9 protein-coding genes are annotated in these 16,645 nt (G+C 50.1%); 2 read left to right on the top strand and 7 right to left on the bottom strand.

From position 1 onward, the window contains the following. Positions 1–15: 15 nt before the first annotated feature. Positions 16–3,288, bottom strand: a complete 3,273-nt coding sequence (carB, locus tag AABZ39_02960; protein ID MEK6793711.1) for a carbamoyl-phosphate synthase large subunit — start codon at positions 3,286–3,288, stop codon at positions 16–18. A gap of 227 nt (positions 3,289–3,515) precedes the next feature. Between carB and AABZ39_02955 the strand changes: the two genes are divergently transcribed. Then, positions 3,516–6,443 carry a LamG-like jellyroll fold domain-containing protein gene (locus AABZ39_02955; GenBank protein MEK6793710.1) on the top strand — a complete coding sequence of 976 codons (2,928 nt, stop codon included), beginning with the start codon at positions 3,516–3,518 and terminating at the stop codon, positions 6,441–6,443. A gap of 89 nt (positions 6,444–6,532) precedes the next feature. Here the strand turns inward: AABZ39_02955 and AABZ39_02950 are convergent, their stop codons facing one another. Genes AABZ39_02950 through AABZ39_02940 form a run of 3 tightly spaced genes read right to left on the bottom strand, consistent with a single transcriptional unit; the run spans position 6,533 to position 8,575 of the window. Continuing rightward, the gene (locus AABZ39_02950; protein ID MEK6793709.1) at positions 6,533–6,721 is read right to left on the bottom strand and encodes a DUF6485 family protein; all 189 of its coding nucleotides are present in this window, start codon (positions 6,719–6,721) and stop codon (positions 6,533–6,535) included. Positions 6,722–6,743: 22 nt separating this feature from the next. Beyond that, positions 6,744–7,481, bottom strand: coding sequence for a hypothetical protein (locus tag AABZ39_02945; protein MEK6793708.1), 738 nt, complete (start codon positions 7,479–7,481; stop codon positions 6,744–6,746). Continuing rightward, entirely contained in the window at positions 7,478–8,575 is a 1,098-nt protein-coding gene (locus AABZ39_02940; GenBank protein ID MEK6793707.1) for a DegT/DnrJ/EryC1/StrS family aminotransferase, read from the bottom strand. Before AABZ39_02940 ends, AABZ39_02945 begins: the two co-directional genes overlap by 4 nt. A gap of 199 nt (positions 8,576–8,774) precedes the next feature. Between AABZ39_02940 and glmS the strand changes: the two genes are divergently transcribed. Further along, positions 8,775–10,601 (top strand): glutamine--fructose-6-phosphate transaminase (isomerizing), encoded by a 1,827-nt coding sequence (glmS, locus tag AABZ39_02935; GenBank protein ID MEK6793706.1) that lies wholly within the window; start codon positions 8,775–8,777, stop codon positions 10,599–10,601. Positions 10,602–10,709: 108 nt separating this feature from the next. Here the strand turns inward: glmS and AABZ39_02930 are convergent, their stop codons facing one another. From AABZ39_02930 to AABZ39_02920, 3 genes are all read right to left on the bottom strand, one after another. Beyond that, positions 10,710–11,321 carry a hypothetical protein gene (locus AABZ39_02930; GenBank protein MEK6793705.1) on the bottom strand — a complete coding sequence of 204 codons (612 nt, stop codon included), beginning with the start codon at positions 11,319–11,321 and terminating at the stop codon, positions 10,710–10,712. A 476-nt stretch (positions 11,322–11,797) separates the two neighbouring features. Beyond that, on the bottom strand, positions 11,798–13,411 hold the full coding sequence (locus tag AABZ39_02925) for a hypothetical protein (protein ID MEK6793704.1): 1,614 nt from the start codon (positions 13,409–13,411) through the stop codon (positions 11,798–11,800). 74 nt (positions 13,412–13,485) lie between these two features. Then, positions 13,486–15,165 carry a hypothetical protein gene (locus AABZ39_02920; GenBank protein ID MEK6793703.1) on the bottom strand — a complete coding sequence of 560 codons (1,680 nt, stop codon included), beginning with the start codon at positions 15,163–15,165 and terminating at the stop codon, positions 13,486–13,488. Positions 15,166–16,645 lie beyond the last annotated feature (1,480 nt).

The raw sequence follows: 16,645 nt of genomic DNA, 5'->3' as shown, positions 1-16,645 counted from the left end.
AAAACCTTTTTTCACTTATATCGTTATCTTCCCCAATATATCCCCATGTATCTCCTGAAGACTCCGCACGACCATATCCGTCTTCTTCGCCTGCGCTATCCCCTCTATTGACGCGATGATGCCCGGTATCGTCGTCACGCACGGCACGCGATTGTTCACCGCGGCTCGGCGTATGGGTATATCGTCGTCATGCGCGCCCTTGCCGATGGGTGTGTTAAAGACAATGGACACTTCGCCGTTGATTATCTTATCGACGATGTTCGGCCGTACCGCATCGCTGTACTTCGGCACTATTTCCGCGGGTATGCCGTTGGCCGCGAAATGCTTCTGCGTGCCTTCGGTGGCAAGAATCTTGAAGCCGAGCTCCGCAAGGAGCTTCACGTGATTGAGGAGGAATTCGCGGTTCTTTTCTTTCAGGCTGATGAAGGCGCTCCCTTTGAACGGCAATGCCTGATTGGCCGCTATCTGCGATTTCGTAAAGCTTACGCCGAAGGACACATCGATGCCCATGACCTCGCCGGTTGAGCGCATTTCCGGCCCGAGTATGATGTCCACTTCGGGGAATTTATTGAACGGGAGCACCGCTTCCTTCACCGATACATAGCGCATATTCACCGGCGGAAGGTCGAGCGAGGAAAGTTTTTTGCCCACCATGACGTTCGCGGCGACCTTCGCCCAGGGAATGCCCGTCGCCTTCGACACGAAGGGCACCGTACGCGAGGCGCGGGGGTTCACTTCGAGGAAGTAGAGGTCTCCGTCCTTGAGCGCGAACTGTATATTGATGAGGCCTATGACCTTGAGGTCCTTCGCGATGAGCGTCGTCTGCTTTTCTATGAGCGCGATGACCTCTTTGGTGAGCGTGTACGCCGGCAGCACACAGGCGCTGTCTCCCGAGTGTATGCCCGCCTCTTCGATATGTTCCATGACGCCGGCGACGATGACGTTCTCCCCGTCGCATACCGCGTCAACGTCTATCTCGGTGGCCATCTCAAGATATTTATCGATAAGGATGGGGTGTTCCGGCGATGCCATGATGGCATGCGTCATGTAATCCTTTAGCTCCGCGTCCGCGTACACTATTTGCATGGCGCGTCCGCCGAGCACGTATGACGGCCGCACGACGACAGGATAGCCGATGTGATTGGCGATCTTGAGCGCCTGCTCCGCGGAATACGCGGTATCGTTCTTCGGCTGGAGGAATTTGTTCTTCTCGATGAGCTCTTTGAATTTGTCGCGGTCTTCCGCGATATCGATTGATGTGGGCGATGTGCCGAGTATCGGAACGCCGTGCGCTTCGAGCTTGAGCGCGAGATTGAGCGGCGTCTGACCGCCCAACTGTATCACCACGCCCTTGGGCTTTTCCTTCTCGACGATATTGAGCACATCCTCGAGCGTGAGCGGCTCAAAATACAATTTATCCGATGTGTCGTAGTCGGTCGATACCGTTTCCGGGTTCGAGTTTATCATTATCGTTTCATAGCCGAGCTTCTTCAACGCGAACACGGCATGCACGCAGCAGTAATCGAATTCGATCCCCTGCCCGATGCGGTTGGGTCCGCCGCCGAGTATGATGACCTTTTCTTTCTTATTACCGGCAAGCTCGACGATCTCATCCTCGACATCGTAGGTCGAATAGTAGTACGGCGTCCTCGCCTCGAATTCGCCGCCGCAGGTATCGACGAGCTTGTACGTCGGCAGTATCGAAAGCGACTTGCGGTACTCGCGCACCTCGCGCTCATTGGTGTTCGTCAGATATGCCAGCTGTTTATCGGAGAACCCCATCTGCTTGGCGCGGAGCAATGTGTCGCGGTCTATTTTCCTGAGATGGCCTTTGAGCGTCCCTTCGAAATCGATGATCTCCTTCATATTGAACAGGAACCATTTGTCTATCTTGGTGAGATCGTAGATCTCGTCGATGGAAAGGCCCAGCTGCATCGCATCCTTTATATAGAAAAGACGATTGTAATTCGCCGAGGTGAGATACTGCTTGAGCTTCTCGATGAGCGCGGGCTTCTCTATGTCAGGGACGATGTTCTTGTTCTCATAGTTGAGGAACATGCCGTCAAGGCCGTCTTTCTTTATCTCGAGCGATCGGCATCCCTTCTGGAGCGCTTCCTTGAACGTGCGCCCGATGGACATCGTCTCGCCGACACTTTTCATCTGTATGCCGAGCGTATCCTTCGCACCCTTGAATTTCTCGAACGCGAACCGCGGGATCTTCACCACGCAGTAGTCTATCGTCGGCTCAAAGGACGCCGGCGTCTCGCGGGTGATGTCATTGGGTATCTCATCGAGCGTGTAGCCCACGGCGAGCTTCGCCGCGATCTTCGCGATGGGGAATCCCGTGGCCTTGGACGCGAGCGCGGATGAGCGCGACACGCGCGGGTTCATCTCAATGACCTTGATCTCTCCCGTGTACTGATTGACGGCGAACTGAATGTTCGAGCCGCCGGTATCGACGCCTATCTCGCGTATGACGGCCACCGAATGATCGCGGAGCTTCTGATACTGCGTGTCCGACAATGTCTGCTGCGGCGCCACCGTCACCGAGTCGCCGGTGTGAATGCCGATGGGATCGAAGTTCTCTATCGAACAGATGATGACGACGTTATCGAGCTTATCACGCATCACCTCAAGCTCGTATTCCTTCCAGCCGATGATGGACTCTTCTATCATCGCCTCATGCACCGGCGATTCATCGAGCGCGCGGCGTGCGAGGAGACGATACTCTTCCATGTTATAGGCGATGGAACCGCCCGAACCGCCGAGCGTGTACGAGGGACGGATGATGAGCGGGAAGGGTATCTTCTTCGTTATCTCCATCGCCTCATCGAACGTCTTCACATACACGCTCTCGGTCATCCCGAGGCCTATCTTCTGCATGGCCTTCTTGAACTCGTCGCGGTCCTCGGCCTTCTTGATGGCGGCATAGTTCGCACCGATCATCTCCACGCCGTATTTCTTGAGCACACCGCTTTCGAAAAGCGCGCTCGCCGTGTTGAGCGCCGTCTGCCCGCCTACGGTGGGGAGGAGCGCATCCGGGCGCTCCTTGGCGATTATCTTCTCGACGAATTCCGGCGTTATCGGTTCTATGTAGGTGGCGTCCGCCATTTCCGGGTCGGTCATGATGGTGGCGGGATTGGAATTGACGAGGATGACCTTGTAGCCCTCTTCGCGTATGGCCTTGCATGCCTGCGAACCGGAATAGTCGAATTCACACGCCTGGCCGATGACGATAGGCCCGGCCCCGATGATGAGGATCTTATTGATATCTTTTCTTTTTGGCACGTGGGTATCCGTTGGGGGGCAAAGATCGATATGATTGTCAAGTCGGGAGGGCATTATATAGTGCATATCGCCGATTGCAAGCGCATTTTTCGGCGGACGCGGCGATGCGTTTCGCGGCAGCCCGTCATCACGCAAAGCGCTGCGCGCCATGACTTGATTCCCCCATGAAATAGCCTATACTATAAGGACAAGTCTGGCGATTTCAAATCCTTTCACCGGAGTTCGCTATGCGCATACTTCGAACGGTCCTTGTCGTCATCGCTTCCATCGGCATCGTGTTCGCACGGCCGGTACAGCAGAACAACTTCTTCCGGCAGCATGAGTTCTCCATCGAAAGCTTCACGGAACAGAACGCCGAGGTAACGGCGGATAATATATTCACCGCATCGTTCTCATGCTCGCCGTCGACGTATCTCATGGCGAACGCATCAAGGGAAAGCCCCCCGGGCGCTACCGTCAATCTCGCATCGAGCGACGGAAAACATACGCTCACCTTCTTCGCCAGGAACGCGGGGACATACACCGTCTGGGTGTTCGCTTCCAAGCAGAAGAATTCCACCTACAACGGTGTTTTCTATTATGTCATCAAGGTCACCAAGACGGTAAGCGACGAAGAGGCCGCCGATGCATTGGGCCGCGCCGGCGCATCGACACCGCTCAGCTTCACCAAGGCGTTCTCCCGCCTGGGATTCACGCCGTCCGATGTCAACATAAAGGAAAGCTCCGTCGTATGCGACGGCACCGCACGCGTCATCATAACGGCGAAGGACGACATCGAATTCGAGACGCCGCAGATAAGCTACTACAGCGAGCGCGAAGGCGGCTTCGTGTATCAGCTGGACGGGAAGCGATATTTCGATCTTCGGTTCATCGAAACAGGCCTGCATGCTGTTTCGATACGCGCACGATTGCGGAGCGAATCGGAATTCCAGACGCTCTTCACCGTGAATTTCTACGCAAAGCAGACATTGTCGGATGAGGAATATGAGAAACGCTTCTTCCTCGGGTCTGCCATGCCGACGGAAGAGCTCATCGCCGCCGATTACGAATACGATTACACCTACATCGACGATCATGTGAAGAAGACGCCCAAGGATGTCGAATCGACCATAGCGTCGCTCGCAGCGTACTTCATGAAGGGCGCACGCAATGAACGCGAGAAGGCCCGCGCGATATTCAAGTGGGAGCAGCTCAATCTCACGTATGTGCGCGAGGGGCCGCGCGAGGTGAACCAGATATTCAAGTCGCGCGTGACGCAGTGCGACGGTTACTCGAAGCTCTTCCATGAGCTCGCCACCGCCATGGGCATGCGCGCGAAATGGGTGCTCTCACACGACGGCGCGCACGCCTATTCGCTCGTCATGGCCGACGGTGTCTGGCGCGTGCTCGATGCGACCTGGCATATGTTCTTCACGCACCCCAAGCTCATGATTCGACAGAACTATCATTATCCGAAATACGAACGCTATCAGCTCCTTCAGCCAAGGCTCGCCGTGGGGGACTATGAATCGAAGAACTTCGCGGTACTCGGCGAGGTGGAAGTGCGCGAGCGCATACCCATGTCCGATACGCTCGCCGCGCTCGGCATGAACGTGGCGGAATTCAGCCATCAATTCCTCAAGGTCGATTCCGACGGGAAGGAGGAATTCATCTTCACATCGCGCGCGGACACCGAGCTCACCCACAATCTCATCAGAACGGGCGAGAAGAAAACACAGTGGGGTACATACAAAGCGGAGAACGGCAGACACAGCATCGCCGTTGCGCTCCCCGCCATGGGCGACTATCTCATGCATGTGTGGGCACGCCAGAAGGGAACGAAGGAGTGGAAATTCCTCTTTACCTATACCATACGGTACGATGCGACCAAAAAGGAAAAACGCCCGCCGATAAAGACCTTCGAACCGATACTCTATCAATCCTTCGACGCAACCGGCCGCGACCAGAGCTCGTACAAGAATAAAGTGGAGATATCCGGCTCACCCGCAATGGCCATCGACCGCTTCGGCCGCCGCGTATGCGCGGTCAATTTCGACGGTACGGACGATTCGATACTGGTGCCGAAGGAACGCGGCGGGAACTCGATAACCGGGAGCGTGAGCATATCGCTCTGGGTGAAGCCCGCCTCCGTCGACGGGCTTACCGCACTCGCAACGTTCAAGGGGAACGGCAAGCTCGAGAAGGACAATGCGCTCTGGGGGCTCTACATCCGAAGCGGGAAACTCCTCGCCGTGCATGAGAGCGCCCTCGGCGAGAAGACGATGGTCTCCTCGGATACGTCGGTACCGGCGGACAAATGGACGCATATCGTCCTCATCCGCGATGCGCAGAAGATGACCTATACCTTCGTCGTCAACGGCACGCCGGAAGCGGCGAAGGCGTACCGGAAGAACGCGAGCGGCGGCGAGCACAGTCATCTTGTCATCGGCAATGCGTTCGGGGAAACGATGTACTACCGCGGCATACTCGATGACATACGCATCTTTGCGGATGCACTGCCGTCGGTCGAAGCGGACAAGCTCTACCGTGAGGGCGGGTACCCGGATAATCTCGTCACGACGACGTATTATCCCTTCCGCCGTGTCGATGCCTCCGGCAAGCAGTTCGCACCGATGGGCGTAGTCCGCGGGGCCGCACCCGCTCCCGATCGTCTCGGCAGGGGCGGCGCGTATGCGTTCAGCGGCTCAGGCGACTTCATCGAAACACCGCTTACCGCTATTAAGGGAGATTTTACGATCAGCACCTGGTGCCTCATCGGCACGGATGCGGAGAACAGACCGCGCATGATATTCTCGAAGACGCTTGCCCCCGACGGCGGCGGCTATGAGTTCATACTCGGCGTAACGCCCACCGGGGCCGTATCCTTCGGCGTGAGCGATGCGAACAGCGGGAAGCGCGCGACAACGAAGGATGTCGAGCGCGGGAAATGGATGCATGCGGCCGCTGTTGTGAACGGCAATACGATCGCCGTGTATATCGACGGCACACTCGCCGCATCCGGCACGCTTTCGGGTGAACGCTCCGAGGGCACGGGAGCGCTCCGCATCGGCCGCGGGGACGGGGAAACGTATTTCCTTGGGACGCTCGACGATGTGCGCGTGTTCGAGAAGGCCTTAAGTGAAGGCGAGATCGCGAAGCTCGCTCAGTGGAAGTAGAGGGGCGAAGGGAACGATATTGCGGCTACGCCTCGCGCTTCGCTGCGTCTATGCGTACGCCCGAAGGGCGCTGCCTGGCGGCGAAGCCGCTACGCGCGGTCGCGTACAAGCGCATCCAATGATCGGTCATAGCTCCGTTCACCGGCCTTGCTGAAAAAACAGCCGGGTATCTCCCCGCGCTCATTATGATACGACACACAGTCGCAGCATTTTCCCTTGCGTGAGCAGGGGTAGGTGCACGAACAATCCTTCGCGTTCTTCTGTATCGAACATTCCATGGGGATGTCTCCTTCGCCGCCGCTACTCGTTCGTAACGGGCCCTATCGACGCATTGGTGAGCTTTGTGTAGACCATGCCGAGCACAGGAAGGGAAATATCGAGCGTAAGCGGCACCTCGTTCTTCGTCATGACCTCGAGCACCTGCGTGATAAAATCCGATCGTATCGCCATGCCGTAGATATCGGTTTTTTTTCCGTTGACCATGCGCGTATAGTTCGAATAGAGCATGAAATCGGCGGTATAGAGCTCCGAGCTTTCAAGGTCAAGGACGCGCATCCTGCGGCTCACGATGCTGCCGGGGATGAGATAGTCACGGTAATGGGTGCCGGTGATGAAATCGAATTCGCTCTTCGGTATCCAGCGTTCGTTCTCAAGCCCGCCGGTGAATATTTTCCGCATATAGACCTTTGATCCGAAATTGGTGGCATAGAGCACGTATTTATAGAACGCAAAATCGATCTGCGAATTGCAGTAGTAATGCATCATGTCGCGGTCATTGGTGAGCGTGTATCGCACCGAACGGGCGATGGGGAACATGCCGGGCACCTTCATCGACATCTCGATGATGTAATCGGCGGCGGTCGGATGCGGATGTTCTATGGTCACGTGTGTCGCCCCGACGCTTTTGCCGTTATACGTGAGCTCAAGCGCATACATTTCCGTTGCATTATCGGGAGCGGCCGACGCGGCTTTCTTCACCAGCGGCTTTGCGAAGAGAGCGATACCGCAGAGAAGAACAAGTGCAATGATGCGCATCATACCGTCACCGCCTCGCGGAGCGCATCTGCCACCGTACGCTGTTCATCATCGGTAAGGAAAGCGTGCATGGGCACGCTCATTATCTCTCTGGCGACCATTTCGCTCACGGGCATCGACCCTTCGCCGTATTCCTTCGTGCGGTACGCTTCCTGCAGATGTACGGGAATGGGATAATGGACGGCGGTGGGTATCCCCTTCGATGTCAGATGCGCAATGACCTTCTCGCGTCCCTTCACGCGCACCGAATACTGTGCGAACACGGAGCGGTCGGTATACGGAGCGAGTTTCGGTGTTATGAGCGGCGCACCCGCGAGGAGTTCGGTGTAGCGCTTTCCGATGCGCGCACGGCTTTCCGCTTCCTTCTCGAAGCCGCCGAATTTGGCAAGAAGTATACCCGCTTGTATCGAATCGAGACGGAAATTAAGGCCGATATACTTGTGCACATAGCGTTCCGTCTGCCCGTGATTGAGCAGGCTCCGCATTTTCGCAGCGATATCATCGTCATTGGTGAACGCCATGCCGGCATCGCCGTACGCGCCGAGCGGCTTTGACGGGAAGAACGATGTCGCCGCGACGGCTGACAGCGCACAGGACTTTCTCCCTTTGTACACAGCGCCGAACGACTGGGCCGCATCCTCGATGACGACAAGCCTGTGCTCTGCGGCGATCGCATTGATCGCGTCCATATCGGCTGCCTGCCCGTACAGCGACACGGGGATCATCGCTTTTGTTCTTTTCGTGACGGCCGCTTCGATCTTTTTCACATCGATGTTGTACGTCGATTCATCGATGTCGACAAAAACCGGTTTCGCCCCGATGAAGGCGATGACCTCCGCGGTGGCGATGAAGGTAAAGGGCGTCGTTATCACTTCGTCGCCGGGCTGTATGCCGATGGCCAGGAGCGGCAGGAGGAGCGCATCGGTCCCCGAACCGCAGCCGATACCGTGCTTCACGCCGACATATGCAGCAAGCGTTTCCTCAAGTTTCTTTCCATCGCCGCCGATGAACGATGTCCGCTCGATGTTGCCGCGAATGCTCGCATCGATGGCATCCTTGTATTCCCGGTATTGCCGTGCGAGATCGACGAATTGCATGCCCACGCGTATGTCCTTGCCGGACAGGTATTCTCCCCGGCGGATCGAGTATACCACGAAGGGGGCAAAATGCAATTTTCAGTTTACACTGTGCGGCATCCGTGATATACTGCTTCTCGCCCTTTGACCGACACGTAATTTCACGGTTTTTTCCGGCGAGCGTTATACCGGTCATCGGATCCCAAGGAGTTCGTATCATATGTGCGGCATCGTCGGTTATGTCGGAAAAAAAAGCGCACGGACGCTTCTTATCGAGGGGCTCAAGCGCCTCGAATACCGCGGCTATGATTCGTCGGGCATTTCCGTGATACTGAACAATTCCATTGTCACGGCGAAAGAAAAAGGGAAGATCGCCGCGCTTGAGAACATGATCCCCGCTTCCATGGATGCTGCGACCATAGGCATAGCGCATACCCGCTGGGCCACGCACGGCGCCCCGTCGGCAGTGAACGCGCATCCGCATCACGACAACGGCAATACGATATCGCTCGTGCATAACGGCATCATAGAGAACTACCGTGAACTGAGGAAACATCTTTCCGCGCACGGCATCGTTTTCAAGAGCGAGACGGATACCGAGGTGCTGCCCAATCTCATCGCGCATTATTATCAGGGCGATCTTGAGAAAGCGGTACAGAAGGCGCTCATCGATGTGGAAGGTACGTTCGGCATTGCGGTGCTTTCGGCGCACCACCCCGACATCATCGTGGCCGCGCGCAAGGGTTCGCCGCTCATCGTCGGCGTGGGCGAGGATGAGATGTTCATCGCCTCCGACGTATCGGCGGTGGTCGCCTATACGCGCAACGTCATCTATCTCGAAGACAATGAAATGGTCACCGTCAAACGCGACATGTATAAGACTACGACCATCGCTTCCGAGCATATCGAGAAGAAGATACATACGGTCGACTGGGACATCGAGAAGATAGAGAAGGGCGGCTACGAGCATTTCATGCTGAAGGAGATATTCGAACAGCCGGAAACGATAGAGAACGCGTTCCGCGGCCGCCTCCTCGACGAAGAAGCGACGATAAAGCTCGGGGGGCTTAACCTCACGGAAGATGAATTCAAGAACATAAAGCGTGTGCTCATCGTCGCCTGCGGGACGAGCTTCTACGCGGGGCTTGTCGGCAAATACCTCATTGAAGATATCGCAGAGCTTCCCGTTGCCGTCGAATACGCATCCGAGTTCCGTTACCGCAACCCCATCATCGAGGACGGCACCCTCGTGTTCTCCATTAGTCAATCCGGCGAAACGGCCGATACGCTTGCGGCGCTCCGTGAGGCTCGGCGCCACGGTGCGAAAGTGCTCGGTATTACGAACGTCGTGGGCTCGACCATAGCGCGCGAGACCGACGGCGGCGTGTACATACATGCCGGTCCCGAAATAGGCGTCGCATCGACGAAAGCGTTCACGTCGCAGATAACCGTGCTCATGCTCCTCGCCATCCTCTTCGGGCGCAGGCGGCATCTCTCTGAAAAAGAAGGCCGTTCGTATATAGAAAATCTCCGCTCGCTGCCGGATAAAGTTCGCATCGTATTGAAACAGGCTGAACATATCAAGTCTATTGCTGAAAAATATTTCAATTACGAGAACGCGCTCTATCTCGGCCGCGGATACAATTATCCGGTGGCGCTCGAGGGCGCGCTTAAGCTCAAGGAAATATCGTACATCCATGCGGAGGGGTACCCCGCAGCCGAGATGAAGCACGGGCCCATAGCGCTCATCGACGAAGCCATGCCCGTCGTCGTCATCGCCACCATGTCGTCAATTCTCGACAAGGTGATAAGCAATATGCAGGAAGTGAAGGCGCGCAAGGGCATCATCATCGCGGTCGCCACCGAGGGGGACACGAAGATACGCGACCACGCGAGCGACATCATCTATGTCCCCGATGTGCCCGAAGAGCTCTCGCCGATAGTGAACGTTATACCGCTGCAGCTCCTGTCATACTACATCGCCGCACGCAGGGGATGCGAGATAGATCAGCCGCGGAATCTGGCGAAGAGCGTGACGGTGGAATAAGGGATAGGACTTTTCATTTGCCACCATCGCAACCTACCTATAGCGGCTTCGCCGCCGGGCTGCGCCAAAGGCGCACGCATGTGTGGTTTATCCATCGTGTCATAATTCTTATTTCAAGTATTTCCCTTTATTATATATATCAAAATCGGATATAGAAACCAATTTCTTGTTTTCTAATGATCTCCAAATCTCTTTTCTTTTTTTATTTTTATCCGTATCAATTCTTTTCATTTTCTTTGATAAAAAATCATAACTTTCTTCAAAACCTTCAGAGTTCACACTGCTAAGGTTATTTAAATCGTATCTTATCAGATACCAATTGTCTTCTTTAAATCTAAATTGAAATGACAGCGCCCATCGCCAATAACTTCCTCCATAAAAAGATAATACTATTGAACCGTTTGTAATTTTTATTCCTCGAAATGGGTCCCCGAGCATGCCATCTTCATCTGATAAATGTATTGCGTTGGAATTTTCAACTTTTTTTAAATAGTAATTATCTGTACCGGTATACAGAAGCAGGCATCTTTTCTCATTTATTTCATTTTTTATTTGTGCCACAGCAATAATATCAATTGTACCGTTCGAGTCGATGTCAGCCATTTGTAGATCTAATATAGAATAATCTTGAGAGATTAATTCATTTGTGCTGACTATTGCATCTGGAAAAGAAAAAAGATTTGAAATACTAAAAGTGATAAAAAGAACAGTAGTTTTCATTCGCCGACATCGCCTCCTCCGATACCAGCCAGTATACCACCCGCCGAATTCCTGTCAAATCGGACCGCATCCCAATCCGCTGCGTTCCTGCATCGTGTCATTCTATCTCACCCGCCCCACTTTTGCGTGCTGTTTGGGAACCCAACGGGCATTTCCCGCGTTATTTTATTTTCGGCGCATACACCTCTTCCGTACGATACTCTCATGCATCGGCAAATTCGTCCACGTAGCGGACATCTATGCATGGGTATTCATTGCCGGATACATAGCAGTTGTTATCGGAACTGCAGAAATAAGACTACTGATCTTTACGATATAGCTGTTTGATAAAGCGATCACAAGCAATGAGTCGCAATTGCCAGGCAATGAATTAGATAGCGGAAACTGGAGGAATAATAAAGAAAAGAAAAGAACGAAAAGTGAAAAAGCAATCGCTACAGTTCTATAGATGTTTTTCATGGTGACTAAGCATTCATTTATTCAATGTATGCGCGAACAATATCGTACTTTTCAAAATCGCTGTCGGTAAACGGAAGTGTTATCTTTGCTTTTAGTAATATTCCATCATACCAATTTTCCTTTATATATTGTGGTTGAAAATTGAATCGATATTCTGCCCCGCATGCAAAAATGTTCCAAGCGCTGCGAAAAGTCAGACCTACTCTATACTCTGAGACGCCCATTTTTATCGCATTTTCATTGAATCCAATATGCATTCTCGTCATGGCTGCGCTTAATGATATAGTTCCCAATTGATTCCAATAATTGATCCCTCCTTCTAAATGCATATCACTACTAAGCAGAGCCAGCTCCGCCCTTTGTGATGTGGTATAGGTGAAATAAGAACTATCGGCTATTTTATTAATGTACAACAACTTAAGAGAGTGAGCCATATAACCGTATACATATATTGAGAACAACTCGTCTATATTAAGATTGCCAAACATACGATGAATAAATAGAGAGTTAGTGAACTGAAAATCTGGGAGCTTCCAAGTACTATCCAAATAGTATGTGGTATTATTGCCGAATGACATCTTTTTATCGGTCAAAACCAAACGAAGTGAATTGAGCGTTGTCATTTGCCATGGATTTGTGTATGGGGACGAACCAGTCAGGTTTCCATTCGTATCATAGGAAAATGCAACGGCCTTTCCGGTCGTCCAAGTGCTTTCAAAAGTATAAAAGCATCGGAAGGGACCGATGCGAAGCCCGGCGATAACGCTATTGGATATTACATCATTGGTCATTCGCAACAAGACAAGATTCCTCATACCGCCAGATGTCACGACACTATTCATCTTCTCAGTGACATCGGAATGAAAATAGGATAGCCTGTCATGTATCAGAAATAGTCCGGTCCTGATGTAAAACTCACCTGACATCTGCCATGCGCTGTCGCTATACAGATAGGTATTCGATGCAACTTTCATGTATTGGCTTATTCCCGTGAATGGGATGATATTCGCTCCAATAACAGCCCAATCGAACGTATGCTGATACCCAGCACCAATGCCCATGCCCCACTGATAATTGTATGGATTCCCAAATGCAGTCAAGAACAAAGGTATCTGTAGCGACCCATATGAAATATTTGTAGGTATATTTGTCACAGGATTTTCTGCGAATGTTCCGAAATAGACGGAATCATTACTTAGATACCAGGTTTGCAGCGTACTCTCGCGAGACACTGCTTGCTGCAGCCGCATTACATCATACCCATCCAATATGCCGTTATTCGTAATTCTTTTCACAAGATCGGTGTCATATTCTGTTATGTTTGATGCAATGTGTATATCTTTGAAACCGACATTGTTGGCAAAATGCACAGTAAAATAGTCATTCTTCGCATCATTGCTCTGAAGAGTAAATACCGCCCATTCGTTGAAACCATATACCCATTGAATTGTATTTGCCGCAGACTCTATATTGGATAAGCACGAAGTCTTTTGGATCAAATCCCATCTATTACTGCTGCCAAGAAATACCCCGGACGTTAGCCTGTTGTCTATTGGGTGAATGATTATATCCCCAAAGGATATACCCAAACACATTATAATAACGATTACATGAGTAACTATTCTATGCATATAATATCTCCAAAGACTAACTTGTATTATCGTCAATTCCTATTCACCACAAGTAAGACTCAATATACATTTCATTACATTGTATCCATAAATACACGAACTATATCATACCGTTCATAATCAGATTCATCTCCAAGCATCAAATAATATCCCATTTTAAAAATGAAATTGTTCCACCAGCAATCTTTAGATGCGAAAAGCTCATTCCCGCGGTTCAGCCGAAACTCCACGGCGCATTTAATTTGCAATGCATTCAAGGAAAACCCAATCCGATATTCCGGATATACTACAACTTTCCCGGCATAGACTTCATTCATCCTTGTCGATAACAGATAGAGCGATATGATACCGAATCCCCAATAGTTTATTCCGGCAAATGCTAAATAGTCATATCCTTGCATTAGTTGAACTGGACGATACCCAAATGAACTGGATGAGTTATCCAATGATTTAAAAAAGTACTCATTGGGGTTCAAATAGTGTTGGAATTCTCCAAAAAGAGTTAACGAAAACACCTCATCTATGTTATAATTGAAAAATCCTTTATATGAAAATCTTGATGATTCCACATTAAGGCTCGGCCACGACCACCGCGCGCTTAAGAAATATGTATTATTATTGCCATATGCCATCTTTTTATCGGTACATATTATCTCGATAGTATTTCTAAGTCCAAAAGACCATGGGTAATTGAAAAAATTAGTGTTTGTCACGGTTCCATTTGTACTATAGTTATATACAACGGAACTGCTTGAATCCCATATCTGATCCAGTGTATAGAATAAACGAACAAATCCAAAACGCATTCCAAGCCGTGTTTGATTTGATATCGTATCATTTGTGTATTTGGCGCTTTCAATCAATTTCGAATATGATACTAGTCTGTAACCATCAATTACCGGATCAAGGTACGTCCCCAATGTAATTGGCGCTCTGCTGTACATGATTTTATCATAAAATAGGAAATCACCGGCTCTAAGATATACTTCCCCCATCGAATGCCACATAAAATCACTTTCAAATACTAAATATGGTATTTGTTTGTTGTTCTGATAATTATAAATGAACGGTATCACATTTCCGCCCAGCACCCCCCATTCAGTTTTATGTCTGTATCCTAACCCGATCCCAAGAGCAAGATTAAACTCTTGCGCTGTATATTTATCCGTAAAATAAACTGGGATATATATTTTGCTTACTTGATTTGAGAAATTCATGTTGCTGGAAAATACGCCAATAAACGCAGTGTCATTACTAATGTACCATATCTGAATAGCGCTTCCACGTCCTTTTGCAGCACTTAATCGAAGCGAATCATATCCGTCCAAAACCCTGTCGTTTGTTATACGATGTAATAGTTCCTTATCATTTTTTTCCAAGCTGCCAGTAATTATATAGTTTGAACATAAAAGCATATTGGTCAAATACACGCTGAAATATTCATTCGCATTATCATTACTGAGATATTTTAGGATCGTCCATTCATTGTAGTGGTAATTAATGCTAATTGCCGCACTTGCAGATTCAATCGTTAATACTTTATCCGAATTTGTTCGTACCCCGACCATTTTCCCATATATTGTTTCAACCTCAATTATACTTGGGCGATTTGTAACTAATTGCCATACATTGCCGATCATAAACCGTTCTTCCGTCAATCGTGAATCAATCGGCAATAATACCAAGGATTTCCCTGTTAAACATCCACCCGATATAGCAATTACCAATAAACCGACAAAGATATGCTTCTTCATGACTCACCACAGAATGTATGATATACAATCATAACACATCCATCATAATATTTCCACCGCCCCGTTGTTCCGCAACCGTACCGCATCATACCCGTCAAGAATCCCGTCATTCGTTATTCGCCGCACAAGATCAGCATCAACAGTATCAAGCTCAGGCTTCACTTGAATCTTCGAGAAGACAATTTTATTCGTGAAATACACCGCAAAATACTCGTTTTTCATGTCATTGCTGAGCGAGGCGAATACCGGCCAATCGTTAATTCCATACTTCCTCGTTATTAAAACGCCGACGATTTAACTGTCAGAGTGTTTGCCTGTAAAGGCTCAAGCGGGATATCTATTCCATTTAGCAGAAAATATCTCATTCTGTTACCAATAGAATCGAGATGGCATTAGCATATGTGTCGAGTTAAAGTGATGTAAATAAAACTGTGGTTTACTTCGACTAATATATTTATATAGATTCACATTTCAGCTTATTTTTTCTTATACTTTTTAATTATTAGAAATATATATAACAATAGAAAAGGGAGTAGCACAATAATAAAAATAACGATAGCTCTTATAGCACTACCCAAGCTTGCCGCGAGGTAATACCCGATAATGCCAACTGATATAAAAAATGTAATAATAAGGCGATCGCTAATGTTTTGTCGTGCGGAGGGGGCGAACACCACCATTGCAAAAAACAAAATTAACCCAAGAATTATAGATAATATTAAAGCAAATACGACCATTTTACCACCTTATGAATCATTTACTATCCGGCCATGTATAATTTAAAAGTGAACCTTCGAAAAAAGTAGAACTAGGAGTAGTCAATCCGCTAAAAGCGTCTGAAATATGTTCTCGCCAAATTGGACCAAAATCAGGATGTGCTGTAACGAAAGAAGGATAGTACTTTGCATTTTTCACCACAGATTCCTACCATAAACGCCAGTATATTACCCGCCGAATTCCTGTCAAATCGGACCGCATCCCCATCCGCTGCGTTCCTGCATCGTGTCATTCTATCTCACCCGCCCCGCTTTTGCGTGCTGTTTGGGAACCCAACGGGCATTTCCCGCGTTATTTTATTTTCGGCGCATACACCTCTTCCGTACGATACTCTCATGCACTTTCTATCGACAGTACTGCTCCGGGGCGTCCATCTTGCTGCAGCGTATTGCACATGAAAGCAAGGATACAATCCCAAGCCATGCGTGACAGGTCATTGAGCGCCGGTCTATGCCAGTAGAAATTCTTCCGCATGAGCTTGCTGCACATAATATTAAACACGGAATAAATCAATAATCAGCCTGAAAGTATTTTTGCATACCGATATGTTCTCCCCTCTCTCACTCGTACAACAAGGATGTTGCGGTCGGCGCGAGGCACGGATGCCGATTTGCGCCGATCCCTGTGAGAGAGGGGAGAGGCAAATACATTTTCTTCTGCACAACGCTTTATTAGCCGAGGGGTGAGTGTTTGTTTCGCGGAG

The organism is Spirochaetota bacterium (genome assembly GCA_038043445.1).
Classification (GTDB): domain Bacteria; phylum Spirochaetota; class Brachyspiria; order Brachyspirales; family JACRPF01; genus JBBTBY01.
This window is presented reverse-complemented; position numbering and strand designations above follow the sequence as displayed.

Bases quoted from the DNA above. Each gene is read 5' to 3' on its own strand.
- glmS (MEK6793706.1), top strand. From the start codon at position 8,775: ATGTGCGGCATCGTCGGTTATGTCGGAAAAAAAAGCGCACGGACGCTT.
- AABZ39_02925 (MEK6793704.1), bottom strand. From the start codon at position 13,411: ATGCATAGAATAGTTACTCATGTAATCGTTATTATAATGTGTTTGGGT.
- AABZ39_02920 (MEK6793703.1), bottom strand. From the start codon at position 15,165: ATGAAGAAGCATATCTTTGTCGGTTTATTGGTAATTGCTATATCGGGT.
- AABZ39_02955 (MEK6793710.1), top strand. From the start codon at position 3,516: ATGCGCATACTTCGAACGGTCCTTGTCGTCATCGCTTCCATCGGCATC.
- AABZ39_02945 (MEK6793708.1), bottom strand. From the start codon at position 7,481: ATGATGCGCATCATTGCACTTGTTCTTCTCTGCGGTATCGCTCTCTTC.
- AABZ39_02930 (MEK6793705.1), bottom strand. From the start codon at position 11,321: ATGAAAACTACTGTTCTTTTTATCACTTTTAGTATTTCAAATCTTTTT.
- AABZ39_02940 (MEK6793707.1), bottom strand. From the start codon at position 8,575: ATGCAATTCGTCGATCTCGCACGGCAATACCGGGAATACAAGGATGCC.
- AABZ39_02950 (MEK6793709.1), bottom strand. From the start codon at position 6,721: ATGGAATGTTCGATACAGAAGAACGCGAAGGATTGTTCGTGCACCTAC.